15 protein-coding genes are annotated in these 17,683 nt (G+C 70.3%); 7 read left to right on the top strand and 8 right to left on the bottom strand.

The features are described from left to right. Nucleotides 1-38: 38 nt before the first annotated feature. Nucleotides 39-536, bottom strand: coding sequence for an Lrp/AsnC family transcriptional regulator (locus AB0383_RS26555; protein WP_364184569.1), 498 nt, complete (start codon nt 534-536; stop codon nt 39-41). A gap of 166 nt (nt 537-702) precedes the next feature. On the opposite strand from AB0383_RS26555, the gene AB0383_RS26550 reads away from it, so the two are divergent. Beyond that, nucleotides 703-2,070 carry an APC family permease gene (locus AB0383_RS26550; protein ID WP_366188803.1) on the top strand — a complete coding sequence of 456 codons (1,368 nt, stop codon included), beginning with the start codon at nt 703-705 and terminating at the stop codon, nt 2,068-2,070. 4 nt (nt 2,071-2,074) lie between these two features. Here the strand turns inward: AB0383_RS26550 and AB0383_RS26545 are convergent, their stop codons facing one another. The 3 genes from AB0383_RS26545 to rho all read right to left on the bottom strand — a co-directional run bounded on the left by AB0383_RS26545 (nt 2,075) and on the right by rho (nt 5,990). Further along, complete coding sequence (locus tag AB0383_RS26545; RefSeq protein ID WP_366188802.1) at nt 2,075-4,303, bottom strand: LLM class flavin-dependent oxidoreductase; 2,229 nt, start codon at nt 4,301-4,303, stop codon at nt 2,075-2,077. Nucleotides 4,304-4,408: 105 nt separating this feature from the next. Further along, nucleotides 4,409-4,900, bottom strand: a complete 492-nt coding sequence (locus AB0383_RS26540; RefSeq protein WP_364184559.1) for a MarR family winged helix-turn-helix transcriptional regulator — start codon at nt 4,898-4,900, stop codon at nt 4,409-4,411. Nucleotides 4,901-4,922: 22 nt separating this feature from the next. Beyond that, complete coding sequence (gene rho / locus AB0383_RS26535; RefSeq protein WP_364184556.1) at nt 4,923-5,990, bottom strand: transcription termination factor Rho; 1,068 nt, start codon at nt 5,988-5,990, stop codon at nt 4,923-4,925. 207 nt (nt 5,991-6,197) lie between these two features. Here rho and AB0383_RS26530 point away from each other — a divergent pair, with 207 nt between their 5' ends. Together AB0383_RS26530 and yidC are read left to right on the top strand one after the other, a co-directional pair. Continuing rightward, nucleotides 6,198-6,503 carry a DUF6412 domain-containing protein gene (locus tag AB0383_RS26530; RefSeq protein ID WP_366188801.1) on the top strand — a complete coding sequence of 102 codons (306 nt, stop codon included), beginning with the start codon at nt 6,198-6,200 and terminating at the stop codon, nt 6,501-6,503. A gap of 81 nt (nt 6,504-6,584) precedes the next feature. Then, nucleotides 6,585-7,256, top strand: coding sequence for a membrane protein insertase YidC (gene yidC, locus AB0383_RS26525; protein ID WP_366188800.1), 672 nt, complete (start codon nt 6,585-6,587; stop codon nt 7,254-7,256). A 128-nt stretch (nt 7,257-7,384) separates the two neighbouring features. Here the strand turns inward: yidC and AB0383_RS26520 are convergent, their stop codons facing one another. Continuing rightward, a complete protein-coding gene (locus AB0383_RS26520) occupies nt 7,385-9,400 on the bottom strand; it encodes a glycogen debranching N-terminal domain-containing protein (protein ID WP_364184550.1) in 2,016 nt (671 codons plus the stop codon). Nucleotides 9,401-9,575: 175 nt separating this feature from the next. Here AB0383_RS26520 and AB0383_RS26515 point away from each other — a divergent pair, with 175 nt between their 5' ends. The 4 genes from AB0383_RS26515 to AB0383_RS26500 are packed head-to-tail and all read left to right on the top strand — an operon-like array spanning nt 9,576 to nt 13,772. After that, nucleotides 9,576-10,577, top strand: a complete 1,002-nt coding sequence (locus AB0383_RS26515; protein WP_364184547.1) for a LacI family DNA-binding transcriptional regulator — start codon at nt 9,576-9,578, stop codon at nt 10,575-10,577. Nucleotides 10,578-10,607: 30 nt separating this feature from the next. Beyond that, nucleotides 10,608-11,849 (top strand): extracellular solute-binding protein, encoded by a 1,242-nt coding sequence (locus AB0383_RS26510; RefSeq protein ID WP_366188799.1) that lies wholly within the window; start codon nt 10,608-10,610, stop codon nt 11,847-11,849. Between the two features lie 7 nt (nt 11,850-11,856). Beyond that, nucleotides 11,857-12,948: a sugar ABC transporter permease gene (locus AB0383_RS26505; RefSeq protein WP_364184542.1), complete on the top strand. Its 1,092-nt coding sequence runs from the start codon at nt 11,857-11,859 to the stop codon at nt 12,946-12,948. Further along, nucleotides 12,945-13,772, top strand: a complete 828-nt coding sequence (locus AB0383_RS26500; RefSeq protein WP_366188798.1) for a carbohydrate ABC transporter permease — start codon at nt 12,945-12,947, stop codon at nt 13,770-13,772. Before AB0383_RS26505 ends, AB0383_RS26500 begins: the two co-directional genes overlap by 4 nt. Before the next feature lie 14 nt (nt 13,773-13,786). On the opposite strand, the gene AB0383_RS26495 is transcribed toward AB0383_RS26500, so the two are convergent. The 3 genes from AB0383_RS26495 to AB0383_RS26485 form a co-directional block, all read right to left on the bottom strand. Beyond that, nucleotides 13,787-14,554, bottom strand: a complete 768-nt coding sequence (locus AB0383_RS26495; protein ID WP_364184613.1) for a metalloregulator ArsR/SmtB family transcription factor — start codon at nt 14,552-14,554, stop codon at nt 13,787-13,789. Nucleotides 14,555-14,983: 429 nt separating this feature from the next. Then, nucleotides 14,984-16,447, bottom strand: coding sequence for a M81 family metallopeptidase (locus tag AB0383_RS26490; protein WP_366188797.1), 1,464 nt, complete (start codon nt 16,445-16,447; stop codon nt 14,984-14,986). Continuing rightward, nucleotides 16,444-17,592: an ROK family protein gene (locus tag AB0383_RS26485; RefSeq protein ID WP_366188796.1), complete on the bottom strand. Its 1,149-nt coding sequence runs from the start codon at nt 17,590-17,592 to the stop codon at nt 16,444-16,446. The genes AB0383_RS26490 and AB0383_RS26485 overlap by 4 nt, the downstream gene beginning before the upstream one ends. Nucleotides 17,593-17,683: the final 91 nt, after the last annotated feature.

Genomic DNA, 17,683 nt, shown 5'->3' with positions numbered 1-17,683 from the left:
AGTGGGCGCCAAAGACCTTCGGATTTAGTCGCTCAGGATCAGCGGGTGCCCCACTGGTACGACTGCTTGCGCAGCTTCAGGTACACGAGCGTCTCCGCAGTACGCACACCAGGCAAGGTGCGGATCCGGTTCGAGATCAAATCCAGCAACGCCTCGTCGTCGGCGCACACCGCCTCGCACAGCACGTCGAAGCGGCCGGCGCAGAGCACGACGTAGTCGATTTCCGCCATCTCCGCGAGCGCGTCCGCGACGGGCTCGAGCGGACCGTCCACGGTGATCGCCACCATGGCCTGACGCAAAAGCCCTACCTGCAAGGGATCCGACACCGCGACGATCTGGATCACCCCGGAATCGGACAGGCGCTGCACGCGCTGGCGCACCGCGGCCTCCGACAGGCCGACGGCCTTGCCGATCGTCGCGTAGGCGCGGCGGCCGTCCTCCTGGAGCTGGGCGATGATCTTCTTCGAGATGTCGTCGATCACCGGCGGCGCGGGCCGGGGGTGGTTCGGTTCCTGGCTGGTCACCCCCGGGATCATCCCCGACCCGCCCGAGGCCCGGCAAGCCAGCGCGCGAGCCGCTGAACGCGACCGTCCACAGTGCGACGGGCGACGGATTTAGTCGTCTTGGCGGCGTTGACAACACCGAATCAGTGCTGTTCCATCCGTCGAAACATTGCGCCGCCGACGGAGGGACATCGCCCCCATGCCCCCTGAACCGGCTCTCGCCGAGTCCACCACGACAGGCACCGCAGCACCCCGCGAGCTGACCCGCTCCATCGGCGTCACCGGCGGAACACTGCTGACACTGAGCTGCGTGACGCCCGCGTCCTCATTGTTCGTGCTCGTGCCGCCACTGTTCGCCGACCTCGGCACGGGCACCGCGCCGGCCATCGCGCTGGCCGTGCTGCTGTGCGTGGGCATCGCGTTCTGCTATTCGGAGCTCGGCACGCTCGTGCCCAGCGCGGGCGGCGAGTACGCCATGGTCACCACGGTGCTCAACCGCTTCTCCGGCTGGATCACGTTCGTGCTGTCGTTCATCGTGGTCCTGGTCGTGCCGCCGATCATCGCGCTCGGCGTGGCCGACTACCTCGCGCCCATCGTGCACCTCGACCCCTCGCCGGCCGGCGCGGCGGTGATGCTGGCGTCGACCGTGATGGGGCTGGCGAACCTGCGCTCCAACGCGTGGATCACCGGCGTGTTCCTCGCCATCGAGCTCATCGCCGTGGTGGTCGTGTCGGTGCTCGGGTTCGCGCACGCCGACCGCTCGCCCGCGGTGCTGGTGCGCCCGAGCCTCGACGGCGTGAGCAGCGTCGGGCTCGTCACGGTGATCGCCGGGCTCGCCGTGGCTCTCTTTGTGGTGCAAGGGTTTTCGACGGCCGTGTATCTGGCCGAGGAGATGCGCGAGCCGCACCGGACCGTTTCGCGAACCGTGCTGTGGACGCTCGGCATCAGCGCCCTCGTCATCCTCGTCCCCGTCGTCGCCATCACGCTCGCCGACACCGGCTCCCTGGGCGAGGTCGATCTCACCGCCCTCGTCGTGAGCTGGAGCGGCTCGACACTCGGCACCGTCATCAGCCTCTGCATCGCCGCCGCGATCGTGAACGCGGTGATCGTGATGGTCATCCAAAACTCGCGCGTGCTCTACGCGTCGGGCCGCGACCGTGCCTGGCCGGACCCGGTGAACCGCGCCCTGAGCGTGGTCAGCTCCCGATTCGGCTCGCCGTGGGTCGCGACGCTGGTGGTGGGCCTGTCGGAGGCCGTGCTGTGTTTCGTCCCGGTCGAGACGCTGAGCGGCGTCACGGGTGTCGCCGTGGTGGCGCTCTACCTGGCCATCGCGATCACCGTGCTCGGCGCCCGCCGCGCTGCCCACCGCGGCCCGCACGTCTGGCGGATGCCGGGCTGGCCCGTGATCCCGGTGGTCGTGGTGCTGGCGCTGGGGTACGTGCTCGTCGAGCAGACCGCGCTGGACCTGGGCATCACGGCCGCGGTGCTCGTGGTGTCGGGCGGGTACTGGCTTGGCTACCTGCGCCGGCGATCCGACCGGTGGCTGGTGACCATTCCGGGCCACTGACCCGTCAGCTGATCGGGAAGTTGCGGTTGAAGACGCCGTCCGGGTCCCATTCCGCCTTGAGGGCGCGCAGTTTCGTGAGCACCGGCTCGGGGAACGCGTCGAGCAGGCGTTCGGGGCGGGTGTCCGTCTCGAAACTCAGGTACATGCCGTCCAAGTACGGGCGGAAGCCGTCCCAGCGGCGGTCCATCCTCTCGCGCAACGCGGGGGCGGTGGTGGCCAGCACGGAGAAGTTCTGCGTGCGGTGCGAGTAGGCCATGGCGTCGGCCGGCTGGTCGTTCACCGCGCCGCCGGCCGAGCGGAACTGGACCATGAGGATGTCGCCGGAAGCCACGAGGTCGGCGACGGCGTTCGCGACCGGCGGGGTCACGTGCGTGAGCAGGCCGCTGCGGGTGTCGGACAGGCCTTGGCCGTGGTGCGGACCGTGGTGGGCCACCATGATCGCCGAGTACGGCACGAGCTGCGCCTGCTGCGCGAGCACCGGGCCGACGTCGAGGAAACGACTGAAGACCTCCTGTGCGGCTTCGACGTCGTCGTTGGCGTAGATCAGGGTGATCTGCGCGGTGGGCGCGCTTCGGCGGCGCCCGGGCAGCAGAGCCAGGAAGCTGCTCAGCTCGCGCGGCGCGCTCTCGACGGTCGTGGCCCAGGCTTCCAGCAGGCCCGCAGTATCGGTGGCGTCCACGGTGAGGTTGGCGAACGCGACATTGTCCACTTCGTCCGCTTCGAGCTCGAACGCCGTGACCACACCGAAGTTGCCGCCCGCTCCGCGGATGGCCCAGAACAGGTCCGGGTAGTGGGCGGCATCCACGCGCAGCACCCGTCCGTCGGCGACCACCAGCTCGGCCGCGACGACGTGGTCGATGGTGAGCCCGTACTTCCGGGCCAGGTACCCGAGACCGCCGGCGGTGGCGAGGCCGCCGACCCCGACGTCGCCGTAATCACCGGAGCTCATGGCGAGGCCTTCACGCGCCAGCACCTGCGCGACGTCACCCCACCGCGCACCCGGCTCGAGGCGCACCAAGCGTTTCGCGCGATCCAAGACCTCAACGGAGTTCATCCGGCCCAGGTCGAGCACAACCCCACGGTCGAGCGTCGATCGACCACTGATGCCGTGGCCACCGCTGCGCACGGCCAACGTCAGGTTCTGCTTACGCGCAAAAGCGAGTGTGTCCACCACGTCCTGTGTGGACCGAGCGCGGACCACCAGGCTCGGCGACCCCGTGCGCACGTACGTGTGCCGCACCTGCTGGTACGCGGAATCCCCCGGCTCCACAGCCTTGCCCGCCAACGACGACGGCAGCGCGTCGTAGTCCACCCCATGGTGCCGCTGAGCCAACGCAGCCGCCGAGCGCACCCCACTGCGTTCCTTCTCCACGGCCTCCCGCACTGCCGGCGCGACCTCCTCGCCGAGGATCCGCATCACGCGCGGATCGTCACCGCCGAAGAGGAAGCCGGTGATGCCGACGTCGAGGATCAGCGGCAGCAGCTCGTCGACCCACTGTTCGGGCGGCCCCTGCAGAAACCCTTGCCGCGTGGGCGAAAAGCCGACGTTCATCACGTTCAGCAGCCGCCGCACCGCCGCCGGGTCGCGCCCGGCTTCGGCGGCGGCGTGGTCGATGCGCTTGATCGCCTCGGTGAGGCCGGGGTTGCGGAGGTACTCGTAGGTGGGCAGCCAGCCGTCGGCCGCGCGGCCGGTGAGGGCGAGCATGCGCGGCTGGTACGCCCCGAGCCAGATGCCGATGTCGTGTGCCGGCCGCGGCCCGCGGTTGAGGCCCGGGACCTGGTAGTGCTTGCCGTCGTGGCGCAGCGGACCGGACGTGTCGGTGTCCCAGATGCCCCGCAGGATGTCGATGGCTTCGGTCAGCGCCTCGATCGACTCGCCCGTGGTGCGGCGCTCGCCGGTCATCCGGAACGCGGCGTCGGCGAACGCGCCGGCGCCCAGCCCCAGCTCGAAGCGCCCGCCGGACAACAGGTCCAGCGACGCCGCGGCCTTCGCCAGCACCTGTGGCGGGCGCAGCGGCAGGTTGGTGACGTTCGCCGCGACCCGCAGCTTCGTCGTCCTCGCCGCGAGCCAGGTCAGGAGCGTCTGCGTGTCGAGGTAGCCGGCGTTGTACGGGTGGTCCTGCACGGTCACCAGGTCCAGCCCCGCGCGTTCGGTCTCGATCGCCAGGTCGACGACGTGCTCGGGGTGGTGCGCGTCGGGCGTCAGGAACGTCCCGAACAGCAGGTCGTGCATGGGTTGCCGCCTTCTCGTCTGTGCTGCAACTTATATAACTCACAACTCATCTGTTTGACAACCTATTCCGGGGCAAGCGTCAACCAGGTGACAAGGCGAGAAGGATCAGCGCAGGGCTTCGGAGACGGTGCGGCACGAGTCCGCGACCGGGTCTTGCTCGTGGATCAGGCACGCGGCCTGGTAGGTGAGGTTCTGGAACAGCGCGCGCTGCTCAGCGCTCAGCCCGCCCAGCACGGCTTCCTCCACGGCGGCGACGCGGCGCTCGGCGTCGGCCAGCGCTTCGCGGCCCTGGACCGTGGCGACGATGCGGCGGACCCGGCGGTCTTCCGGCGCGGGCTTGCGTTCGACGAGATCCGCGGCGACGAGCTCGTCGATGAGGTAGGTCATCACCGTGCGGTCGATGCCGAGGTGCGCGGCGAGCGCGGCCTGCGTCGGGATGTCGGCGTGGACGACGGCGCCGAGGACCTGGAAGCCGCGCGGACCTTGGGGCAGGCCTGCGAGGACGTGGTCGACCTCGCCGTTCCAGCGGCGCAGCACCGTGCCCAGTGCCCAGCCCAGGTTGCCGGCCGGCCGGTCTTCGGGCCCGTGTGTCGCCATGTTTCGAGATTACCTCCCGCGCTCACGCGGCGAGCTCGGCCGGCGTGCCGAGCGACGCGGCGACCCGGGCGATGAACTCGGAGTTGGACTTCGTGGTGCGGACCTGGTCGAGGAACTGTTCGGTCGCGCGCTTGGGGTCCTGGCCGGACAGGGCGCGGCGGACCTCGTTCATGACCTGGAGCTCCGCGGCCGGCACGAGCAGCTCGTCGCGGCGGGTGCCGGAGCCGAAGAGCTCCACGGCGGGGAACACGCGGTTGTCGGCCAGCAGGCGGTCGAGGCGCAGCTCGGAGTTGCCGGTGCTCTTGAGCTCCTCGAAGAACACCGTGTCGGCGAGCGAGCCGGTGCCGACGAGCGCCGTGGCGATGATCGTGAGCGAACCGCCGCCCTCGATGTTGCGCGCGGCGCCGAGGATCTTCTTCATCGGGTGCAGCGCACCGGCGTCCACACCGCCGGAGAGGACGCGGCCCGACGTGCGAGCGGCGAGGTTGTAGGCGCGGCCGAGGCGGGTGAGCGAATCGAGCAGCAGCACGACGTCGCGGCCGCTTTCCACGAGCCGCTTGGCGCGCTCGACGGCCAGTTCGGCCACGGCCACGTGCTCGGACGGCTTGCGGTCGAACGTCGACGCGACGACTTCACCGCGCACCGACCGCTGCATGTCGGTGACCTCCTCAGGCCGCTCGTCGGCGAGCAGCACCATGAGGTGCACGTCGGGGTGGTTCACGGCCACCGCTTGCGCGATCGCTTGCAGCACCGACGTTTTCCCGGTGCGGGGCGGCGCCACGATCAGCGCGCGCTGCCCCTTCCCGACGGGCGCGACGAGGTCGAGCACGCGGGTGGTGAGCTGGTGGCGAGTGGTTTCGAGGACGAGGCGCTGGTCGGGGTGCACCGGCGTGAGCCGTTCGAACTCCGGGCGGTTCTGCGCCGGAGGAGCACCGTTGACCGAGACGACCTGCTCGCCGTCGACGACGATCTCGTCGCCGCGCCGCAGGTCGTGCTTGCGGATCAGTCCAAAGGGGACGGACGGACCGCCCGGCGTGTAGCCGAGGGTGGCGGTCTTGCCGTGGATGTCGAGAATTCCTTGGTATGACATGGTTTTGACTCCTTGAGGATGAAAGGCGCGATCAGTGGGACCGCGAAACGAGCGAACGCCACATCGAGATCGACGGGGCTTTCGTGAAAGTGAGAACTCCCCCGGGCGGCCGGGCCGGCATCCATGGGGATCGAGGTGAGCATAGCGCAAGGGCGCCGAGGACCACAACCGGCTACAATCGCGGCGACGGAGAAAGGGGGCGTCACCATGCATACGCTGCTGCACCTTGCTTCACCACTGCAGCTGGCGTTCCCCGCCGTGCACGTCTTCGACCAAGCCGGCCCGGCCGCGATCCTCGCGTTCGCCTCCGTGGTGGCCGCGAGCCTGCTCGTGGTCCTGGTCGTCAGCAACGCCAACCGCGGTGAGCTGGCCGCGTGGACCGTACCGGTCCGCGCCCGCCGCACCGCTCTGAACCAGCGCGCGCGTCGCGCGGCTTTCCTGCGGCTGCGCGATCCCGGCGCCTCCGGCCGAAGCCGGCCCCGCGCACCCGGGTGGCACTCCCCGGCTGCGTAACGCCTTTCCAGGTCAGTCCGATCAGGACGGTCCGCAGCCGATTCCGCCTGCCCTGAAACGACTTTCCCCTGGAGTGCTGTCATGCCCGAAATCTTCGACGTGCCCGTCGCCGGCGCGTACCACCTTGTCGGTTGGCTCGCCTCGGCGACCGAACCGCTCACCGGCTCGTTCGCGGCCGCCGCCGCGATCGTGCTGTTCACCGTCGCCGTGCGGCTGCTGCTCGTGCCGTTCGCCCGAGCCGCGGCGCGCGGTCAGCAGGCCCGCACCGCGTTGGCCCCGGAAATCCGCAAGCTGCAGGAGAAGCACGGCAAGAACCGCGAACGGCTCGCGGCGGAGATGGCGAACCTCCAGCAGGAGTCGGGCACGTCGATGTTCGTCGGGTGCCTGCCGATGCTCGCGCAGCTGCCGTTCTTCTGGGTGATGTACCACCTCTTCAGCACGGCCGTGATCTCCGGCGCGCCCAATGCCCTGCTCGGCAGCACGTTGTTCGGCATCACCCTCGGCGCCCACGGACTGGCGGCGGCACCGGTCGTGTTCGTGGTGGCCGGCCTGCTCGCCGTGGTGTCGTGGTTCTCGATCCGGTGGCAGGACCGCCGGCGCGACCTCACCGCTCCCGGCGCTCGGTTCCTGCGCCTCCTGCCCTATGGAACAGTCGCGGTAACCGCTTTTGTTCCCTTGGCCGCTTCGCTGTATCTGCTGACGACCACGACGTGGACGGTCGTGGAGCGGGCGATGCTGTATCGGATGAGCTGAACTCACGACACCGAGGTCCCCTGGCGCAGGGTCGTTCCAGGGAACCTCGGGTTCGTGGCAGGAGCAAGGTGACTTTCACACCACGGTTCGGCGGCACCCCCCGAAGCGTGGCGTGAGACTCGAGGGCCTCAGCCCAGCCGCAGGCCCGGCGGCAGTCGCAGCTCCGTCACCGTCCCATCGGCGGCCACACTGACGTCCAGCGTGCCCCCGGCCAGCGGCAGGTCCGTCACGCGCAGGGCACCCACCGGGCTCGGCCGCGGCGGGTCGAGGGTGACCACGCCGGCGGGCACGTCGACGCGCAGGCCCAGGAACGTGACGAGCAACGTCACCGCGGACGCCGCCGCCCAGGCCTGAGGACGGCACGACGCGGGGTACGGCAGCGGTGACGACACGTCGGCCGAGCCGTAGCCCGAAAACAGCTCCGGCAGGCGGTTGTCGAACCCGCCGGCCGCACGCACGAGTTGCAGGCCGAGCGCAGCGGCGCGCGACGACTGGCCCGCCGCGTGCAGGCCGCGGACGACCACGGCCGTGTCGTGGGGCCAGACGGAGCCGCAGTGGTAGCTCAGCGGCGAGAAGCCGCCCGCGGTCGAGGACATCGTGCGCAGGCCGAAGCCGGCGGCCATCGACGGGTGGAGCAGCAACTCGCCGACCGAAGCACTCTCGGCCGGGTCCAGGATGCCCGTACCCAGCAGGTGCCCGATGTTGCTCGTCAACGAATCCACCGGTTGCTTCGCGCCGTCCAGGGCCAGCGCCGGGAAATGACCGTCTGCAGTGGACACCCAGAAGTGCGAGCGGAAGCGCGCGCGCAGGGCCGCGGCCCACGAAAGCAGCCCGTCGGCCGGTTCGCCGAGCGCCGCGAGCAGCTCGGCGGCGTGGACGGCTGCCTCGTACTGGTAGCCCTGCACCTCGGACAGCGCGACGGGCGGCTTGGCGATCGTGCCGTCGGCGAAGCGCACGGCGTCGCCCGAGTCCTTCCAGCCCTGGTTGGCCAGGCCGCGGCCGCTTTCGTCGAGGTACTCCGCGAAGCCGTCGCCGTCGGTGTCGGACAGGCCGGTGATCCAGAACAACGCGGCGCGCAGGTTCGGCAGCAGCGCGCGGACCTCGGCCTCGGGCAGGCCCCAGCGCCAGGCGTCGTACAGCAGGCCGACCCACAGGGCGGTCGCGTCGACGGTGCCGTAGTAGCGCGCCGGCAGTGACATGCCGTGGACCTCGAAGCCGGCGCGACGGCGTTCGTGCAGGATCTTGCCGGGCGCCTCGCCGGTCGCCGGGTCGTGGCGCTCGCCCTGGGCCCGGGCGAGCGTGCGCAGCGTGCCGCCCGCCAGCGAAAGCGAGAGCGGCAACGCCAGGCGCGCGGCCCACAGGCTGTCGCGGCCGAAGAGCGTGAAGAACCAGGGTGCACCGGCGCCCGCGAACACGTCACGCGGGTGCTCGCGTTCGGCCAGCAGCAACGCATCCAGGTCGTCGAGCGAACGGTTGAGCAACGCGGTGAACCGCCGGTCGTCGGCCTCCACCACGGGCACCGGCAGCCGCGCGGCGGAGCCCGGCACGAAGGGTGCTTCCGGGTCCGTGGCGGTCAGCGTCCAGTGCAGCTCCACGCGGTCCTCGACGCGCACGCGCCACTTCACCAGCACGCGAGCACCGTCCACAGTGGTCCCGCCGTCGGTGGCGACCACCGCCTTGACCAAGTCCTGCTCCCACCGCACGCCACCGTCGACGCGCACCGGCTCCAGCGGGACCGTCGAGCCGCCGGACTTGATCACCTCGATCGACGCGAAGTCCGCCGCCAGCGCGAGCTCGACCACGCACTCCACGGCCTCAGATGCCGAGGACACCAGCTCCAGCTCCTCCGTCACCCCGCTCGCCGTGACGCGGCGGTGGCGGCGCAGCCACACCGTCGGGTCCGGGCCGGGATTGCCGAGGTGGCGCACCAGCCCGGTGAAGGTGCCGCGGTCCGCCGCCGGCTCCTCGAAGCCGATCGGTTCGGGCTCGTGACCGTCGACGGTCACCACCGCTTCGCTCACCAACCGCAGGTCACCGTGCAGCAGACCCTGCGTGCCGTTGCCGCGGATCTGCCCGTCGCGACCGGAGAGGACGACGGTCGGCGCGCGCAGGGCGATCGCGAGGTCATGGAGCAGCGGCTGCATGGAAACGTCCTCCGGTGGGGTCGGGTGCCCTCGATTTGATCGATCAAACCAGGTTCGTGTCAAGTTCAATTGAAGTCTTGACAGGTCAGCGGCCACCGTTCAGAGTAGCCGCCAGATTGAACGTTCAAATCGGTACCTCGATCGAGGTACGACACCAGGTCACCAGGAGGCGAGCATGGCGCAGCGGGCCACGCTGAACTCGGTCGCGGAAGCCGCCTCCGTCTCGCGCCAGACCGTGTCGAACGTGATCAACTCGCCCGAGCTCGTGAGCCCGGAGACCCGCGAACGCGTACTCGAGGCCATCGACCGCCTCGGCTACCGCCCGTCCACTGCGGCCCGCCAGCTGCGCACCGCGCGCTCGCAGATCATCGGGATGCGCATCGCGCCGGTCGGCAACGGCGTGAGCGGCGTGGTCCTCGACCAGTTCCTGCACTCCCTCACGGCCACGGCCGAGGAGTACGACCACCGGATCATGCTCTTCACCGCCGCCGACGACGAAGCCGAGACGCGCGCGTACGCCGATCTCATCGCGTCGGTCGGCGTCGACGGCTTCGTGCTCACCCATACCCACCACGACGACCTGCGCACGCGCTGGCTCAAGGAGCGCGAGCTGCCGTTCGTCACCTTCGGGCGGCCGTGGGGCGACGAGCGGGCGCACGGCTGGGTCGACGTCGACGGTGCCCGCGGCACCCGCCTGGCCACCGAGCACCTCGTGCGCCAGGGCCACCGCCGCATCGCGTTCGTCGGCTGGCCCGCGGGCTCCGAGACCGGTGACGACCGGCGCGCCGGCTGGGAGGCGGGGCTCGCCGCCGCCGGACTGGCGGACCGGCCGCAGATCCCCGTGTTCGACGGTGTGGAGGGCGGGCGCTCGGCCGCCGCCCGGCTGCTCGACGAGCCCGCCGCGCCCACCGCGTTCGTGTGCGCCAGCGACTCCCTCGCGCTCGGCGTGGTCGGCGAGCTGCGCGACCGCGGCCTGCGCCCCGGCGCCGACGCGTCCGTGATCGGTTTCGACGACACCCCGACCGCCGCCGTGCTCGGCCTGAGCTCCGTGGCGCAGCCCATCGCCGAAGTCGCCGCCGAATGCGTGCGCCAGCTGCGCGCGACCCTGCGCGGCACCGCCGGCCCCGAACCCGCTTCGACCCTGCTCGCCCCCCGGCTCGTGCTGCGCACGACCTGACATCCCCACCTGCACGATCAAGGAGGATCGATGCGTCACCCCCGTTCCCTCCCGCGCACGGCTGTCGCCGCTGCCGGCCTGTTGCTCACGCTCACCGCGTGTGGCGGCGGCTTCGACGACTCGACGGCGCCCGCCACCCAGCAGTCCGGCCCGGCGTCACTCAAGCTGATGATCGCCTCCAGCGGCGGCGCCGAGCTCACCGCGGTTCAGGACGCCACCGCGAAGTGGGCGGCGGGCTCCGGCGGCTCGAAGGTGCAGGTGATCGCCGCCAACGACCTGCCGCAGCAGCTGAGCCAGGGCTTCGCCGCGGGCAGCCCGCCCGACGTGTTCGCCGTGGACGCCACCAAGTTCCAGAGCTACGCCGACGAGATGCTGCCCTACGGCGATTCGGTGTCCTACAAGGACGATCTCTACCCGACGCTGCGCACCACGTTCACCAAGGACGGCAAGCTCTACTGCGTCCCCAAGGACTTCTCCACGCTGGCGCTGGCGATCAACACCGACCAGTGGACCGCCGCGGGCCTGACCGACAATGACATCCCGAAGAACTGGGACCAGCTCAAAGCCGCCGCGCAGAAGCTGACCACCGGCGGGCACACCGGGCTCGTGTTCAACGACACCCGCGACCGCGTCGGCGCGTTCCTGGTCCAGGCCGGCGGCTGGCCGCTCGACGCGGACCAGAAGAAGGCCACGGCCGACACCCCGCAGAACCTGCAGGGGCTCACCTTTGTGCGCGACCTGCTGGCCTCCGGCGTCGCCAAGTACCCGAAGCAGATCGGCGCGGGCGACTCGGGTGAGGCGTTCGGCCAGGGCAAGGCCGCGATGAGCGTCGACGGCAACTGGATGGTCGGCGGGATGACCAAGGACTACCCCAACGTGAAGTACCGCGTGGTGCCGCTGCCGGCCGGCCCTGCGGGCGCGGGCACGCTCTCGTTCACGCAGTGCTGGGGCATCGCCGCGAAGAGCAAGTTCCAGGACCAGGCCAAGCAGCTCGTGGACGCGCTGATGCAGCCGCAGCAGGAGCTGGCGTTCGCGAAGACGTTCGGCGTGATGCCCTCGCGGCAGTCGGCGCGGACGCAGTACCAGCAGGAATTCCCGCAGCAGGCGGCGTTCCTCGCCGGGGCCGACTCGGCACACGGCCCGGTGACGCTCACCAAGATGGACCCGGTGCTCACCGACTTCGACGCCCAGATCCAGCAGCTGCCCGGCGCGGACCCGAAGCAGATCCTGCAGCAGCTGCAGACCAACACCACCGCCGCGCTCGGTCAGTGAGCTGGGCATGACGACCCTGCTCACCACCACGAGCACCCCCGCCGCGCCACCATCCCCGGCGCGGCGGGGGAAGGGCCCGAGCCGACGTGAAGGCCGCGTGGGCTGGCTCTTCCTCGCGCCGACGCTGGTGGTGCTCGCTCTGTTCTTCGTGCTGCCCATCGGGATGGCGCTGTGGGTGAGCGTGAGCGACTGGACCGGCAACGGCAGTCCGTTCTCCTCGCGCGTGCACTTCGTCGGCGGCGACAACTACGCAGCGCTGCTCACCGAACCCGGCCTCACGCAACGCAACTTCGCCACGAGCATCCGCAACAACGGCTACTTCGTGCTGTTCGTGGTGCCGCTGCAGACGGCGCTCGCGCTGTTCCTCGCGATGGTGCTGAACCAGCGCCGGCTCAGGGGCAAGCAGTTCTTCCGCACGGCGTTCTACTTCCCCACCGTGACCAGCTCCGTCGCGATCTCCGTGGTGTTCCTGTTCCTCTTCTCCAGCACCGGCACGGTGAACGCCGCGCTGAAGCTGTTCGGAGTGGACGGTCCCAGCTGGTTCGCCGACCCCCGCGGCGTCTTCCAGATCGTCCTCAACGGACTCGGGGTGCCGAAGAACCCGGCCGCGCTGACGTCGCACGGTTTCCTCGGACTGACCTGGTGGGACTGGCTCTCGGGCCCGAGCGTGGCGATGTGCTCGATCATCGTGCTCGTGGTGTGGACGACCACCGGCGGCTTCATGCTGATGTTCTACGCGGCGCTGCAGAACCTGCCGCCGGGCATCGACGAGGCCGCGTTGATCGACGGCGCCAACGGGTGGCAGCGCTTCTGGCGCGTGACTCTGCCGCAACTGCGCCCGACGTTGTTCCTCGTGCTCACCCTCGGGCTGATCGGCACGTGGCAAGTCTTCGACCAGATCTACGTGCTCAGCCGCGGCGCCCCCGCCAACACCACGCTCACCCCCGCGTACCTGTCCTACTCGACGTCGTTCATCGGGAAGGAATGGGGCCAGGGCTCGGCGATCGCGTTCCTGTTGTTCTTGGTGATCGTGGTGCTCACGCTCGTGCAGCGCTGGCTGTTGAAGGAGAAGGACGGAAAACGGAGGAGCCGGCGGTGAAGCGACGCGGATACCTTCGCTGGGTCGGTCACGGCGTGCTGCTGCTGGTCGCCGTGGCCTACATCTACCCGTTCCTGATCCAGCTGGCCACGGCGTTCAAGACCGACGCCGACGCCACGGCCCACCCGCTCACCCCCTGGCCGCACGAGTGGTCCGTGGCCGTGTTCTCCACGCTCGCCCAGCAGGACTTCCCGCGCTGGGCGCTGAACTCGATCTTCATCTCGGTCACGATCACCGTCGGCCGGGTGGTGTTCAACTCGATGGCCGGTTACGCGCTGGCGCGGCTGCGGTTCCGCGGCCGGAGCGCGGTGTTCGGCGCGATCGTGGCCGTGCTCGCCGTGCCGAGCGTGGTCCTGCTCATCCCGAAGTTCCTGGTGCTCAACCAGTTCGGCATGTACGACACCTACGCGGCGATGATCATCCCGCTGCTGGCCGACGCGTCGGGCGTGTTCATCATGAAGCAGTTCTTCGAGAGCGTGCCGCTGAGCGTGGAAGAGGCGGCTCGCATCGACGGCGCCGGACCGCTGCGCACGTTCTGGTCCGTGGTGCTGCCGATGTCGAAGCCGGCACTCATCACCATGACGATCCTGGGGTTCCAGGGGTCCTGGAACGAGCTGCCGCACTACATCGTGTCGCGGCAGGACCCGGCGCTGAACACGCTCACCACCGGCGTCGCCTCGCTCGTGTCCGGCGAGCTCGGGCAGGGCAACCAGTTCCCGCTCAAGCTCGCCGCCGCGCTGCTGATGACGGTGCCGGTGGCGATCGTGTACTTCGTCTTCTCGAAGCGCTTCACGCGAGGCACGTACGAGGGTGTCGACAAATAGCCGGCGCCCGGTGATCAGGGCATCGTCCACGGCTGCTGCGGCAGCACGTGACCGGTTTCCAGCAGCGACTTGAGGTTCGCCAGCACGGCGGGCCAGCCGCGGCCGACGTCGCGCTTCGCCTGCTCGTCGGGCAGCTCCTCGTGGGTCACGGTGAGCCGCACGATCGCGTCGTACTGCTCGATGTCGAACGTCGCCCGGGACGGCGGGACCTCCGGGTTGCCGACGTCGTACCAGCTGGTGACGAGCCGCTTCGGCGGCACGGCCTCCAGCACATCGCCGTAGACGTCGGCGATGCCGGAGCCGTCGAGGCGCACGTGCTCCCAGCGTGAGCCGACCTGCCAGTCGGATTCGTTGCGGTGGCCCCAGAACTGGCCGGTCAGCTCGGCGCTGGTGAGCGCCTGCCACACCTTCTCCGGTGTGCTCTCGATGTAGGTGACGTAAACGTAACTCGGCTTGTCGGTCATGGCTTCCTCTGCTCGGCGTTTGACGGCGCTCAGCGCGCGCAGCCGGGGGCGCTCGAACTTGTCCACCCAGCGTTCCTGCATCTCGTGCAACGGGACCGGATTGAGGTAGTGCAGCTTCTCCCGCCCGCGGCGCACCGTGCTGACCAGGTTCGCCGCCTCGAGGACGGACAGGTGCTGCGTGACCGTCTGGCGCGTCATGTCCAGCCGGGCGCACAGCTCGTTGAGCGTCTGTCCGTTGTCCTCGTGCAGCTGGTCGAGCAGGTAACGCCTTGTCGGGTCGGCCAGCGCCTTGAACACCGCGTTCAAATCCGGTTGCACACTCACAGTAAGGCAGTCAAACGACTGCATGTCAAGCCCTCGGGCATACTGGCCTGGTGAAGAGCGTGGTCAAGGCCTGGACAGTGGCAGCGACCGGCAGCGGGCTGCCGTCGACCCTGCACGCAGTGATCACGCGTGGTGATCCGCTGGCGGCGACGCGCGCGGCAGGCACGCTGGCGCCCGGCGGCAAGGCCGGACTGGTCCGCGGCGCCCTCGTCCACGGGCTCGTGTCCGCAGGCTGGACGGCCGCGCTCGCCTACGTGGACCGCCGCCGGCCGCTCTCGGTCGCCGACGGGGTGGCCGCGGGAGCGGCCATCGCGGTGCTGGACCTGGAGATCGTCGGGCGGCACAACGCGGCGATCCGGGCGTTGCCGCGCGGGGCGCAGTGGCTTGACCACCTGGCCTTCGGCGCGTTGACGGCCGTGGCGCTCAGAGCAGCTCGGGCAACAGCTTCGGGCCCGCCATCTCCGCGTCGAAGGGGAACATCGGCCGCTCGATCCCGGCGTGCCCGAGGCGCAGCAGGTCTTGGTCGACGCCCCCGGGCGTGAGGGCGAGCAGCCAGTCGGCGGCCATGTCGTACAGCTCCGGTTCCAGGTAACCGATTTTCACGATCACCACGTCGGCTTCACGCGGGCGCAGGCCGAGGGCGAGGAAGTCGGACTCCAGGTGGTACGGCTTGCGCAGTGCGGTGACGATCACGCGCAGGCCGCCGACGGCGAACACCACGGCCGTGCCCGCGACCGGGTCTTCGGTGTCGATCGCCTCGACGCGCGCGGTCACCGGCACCGGGCCGTGCGGGCCGGAATCGACCTTTCCGCCCAGTTCCACGGAAACCGTGGCACCCACGCCGGCCGATACCGCCGCCGCGACGGCTTCCGGGTCCACGATCGCGGCGTACAGCGCGGTCAGCTCGGAGTCCACAATGGCCGGAGTGCGCAGGAGGACGTCGAGGCTCCAGGAGGTGTCGCCGGCGCCACCGGCGGTCGGGTTGTCGCCGGAGTCGCTGACGAAGAACGGCCGCGCGGTCGACGCGACGGCTTGCTCCAGACATTCGGCCAGGGTCCCTGTCGGGGCGACGAAGGCGAAGTCGCGGCGGGCGTCCCAATAGGACTTGGCAAGCCGTTCGGCCTGCTGCAGGAGCACGTCTTCATCGTCGCCGGACACGACCACGGCCGCTTGGCAGCGTGGTTCGTCGGCCCAGGCGTAGCCGACCCAGATGGCGGCGTCGAGCACCCCGTCGAGCGCTTCGACCTCGTCGACCGCCGCGTAGACGCTCTTCGCGGGTTCGAGGCGGGTACTGGTCTTCTCGCCGGGCAGCAGCACCGGCACCTGCACCCACGCCTTCTTCGGCTTGGCCCCGTGCCGCAGGCGAGCGGCGAGGTTGCGGGCCGCGCGCTCGCGCGTGTCCCACGCGTCGATGTGCGGCGCCTTGCGATAGCAGGTGATCAGGTCCAGCGCCGCGGCCAGTTCACGCGAAACGTTGCCGTGCAGGTCCATCGACGCCGAGATGAGCACTGAAGGCCCGAGGATCGAGCGGATCTCCTCGGCCAGCGCGGCTTCGACGTCCGTCCGGCCGACCACACTCATCGCGCCGTGGATGTCGAAGAACAGCCCGTCGAGCTGCTCCGCCGCGCGCACCCGCTCCAGGATCTCCCCCGACAGCTCCGCGTACGCCTCCTCCGTCACCGCGCCACCGGGCAGCGAACGGGCGTGCACGAGTGGCACCCATTCGACGTCGTCCGTCCACGAAGGACGGTCATCGCGCAGGAACGGGTAGCGGGCCAGCAGTTCGTCGCCCCGGGTCACGTGGAAGTCGGCCACGGTCGAGCGGTGCGGGGAGAACGTACTCGACTCGATGGCGATCCCCGTGATCCCGATCCGCACCTTCGTCATCGTCTGCTCCGTATCGCTTCGTCGAAGACCTCGTCCAGCACCAGCGCGCCCGCGCCGTAGAGCCCGGCGTCCGGGCCGAAGCGCACCCGATCGATGCGCAGTTCCCTGGTGGCCAGGGGAAGACAGCGTTCGTAGAGCGCGCCGCGCACGGCGGCCACGAACGCCTCCGAACCCGACAGTGCGCCGCCGAGCAGCACTTCGTCGGGGTTGCCGAAGTTCACTACCGTGGCCAGCACCTCGCCGAGCTGCAGGCCCGCGCGCCGCACGGCCGTGGTCGCGTCGGGGTGCCCGTCCTCCGCCGTCGCCATCACCTGCGCGGTGCTGTTCACGTCGACCCCCTGCTCGCGCAGCTGCGCGACGAGGGCCGCACCGCTGGCCACCGTCTCCAGGCAGCCACGGTTTCCGCAGGTACACGGACGATCTCCGGCCGCGGGCACGCGCACGTGGCTGATGTCGCCCGCGACGCCGGCACGGCCACGGTAGAGCCGGCCGGTGACGACGAGGCCCGAGCCGATGCCCGTGCCCGCCTTCACCACGAGCAGCGTGCGCCCGGGCGCCCCGGCGACGGATTCGCCCAGCGCCTGCAGGTTCGCGTCGTTGTCCACCGCCACGGGCAGGTCGAAGTGCTCGCGCAATGCGTCGCGCACCGCGAACCCGCGCCAGCCCGGCATGCGCGAGGGCAGCGTGATCGTGCCCGCGCCGACGTCGACCGGTCCGGGGAACGCGACGCCGATGCCGAGTTGCCGGCCCGGGCACCGCGCCTCGGCCGCGACTTCCCGCGCGGTGTCGGCGAAAGCCGCGACGACCTGCATCGGTTCGCGGTTGATGTCCAGCGGCCGCTCGGCCACGTGCAGCAGGTTGCCCGCGATGTCGAGCGCGCCGATGCGCACGTGCCGCGAACCGACGTCGGCGGCCCAGACGTGGCCGAACCCCGCGTTGACGGACAACAGCTTCGGCCGCCGCCCGCCCGCCGAGCTGCCCTCGCCGGACTCGACGAGAACCCCGGCGGAGATCAGCGCCTGCGTCCGGACGGACACCGTCGACTGCGGCAGACCGAGCACGCGCGCGAGGTCCATTCGCGAGACGGCGTGCTCGTGGGCGACGAGCCAGAGCAGCCGCAGCAGACCGGCGGGATCCTGGGCCACGGCCGTCACCTACTTACTTCATGTCTGATGTAACTGTCCGGAAACTTGCCCCCGAAATCACCTCTTGGCAATTTCCAACGCGCATGCGACA

Source organism: Amycolatopsis sp. NPDC051373, from assembly GCF_040689465.1.
Lineage (GTDB): Bacteria > Actinomycetota > Actinomycetes > Mycobacteriales > Pseudonocardiaceae > Amycolatopsis.
The sequence above is the reverse complement of the archived record's forward strand: the minus strand, read 5'-3'. Positions and strand labels throughout refer to the sequence as shown.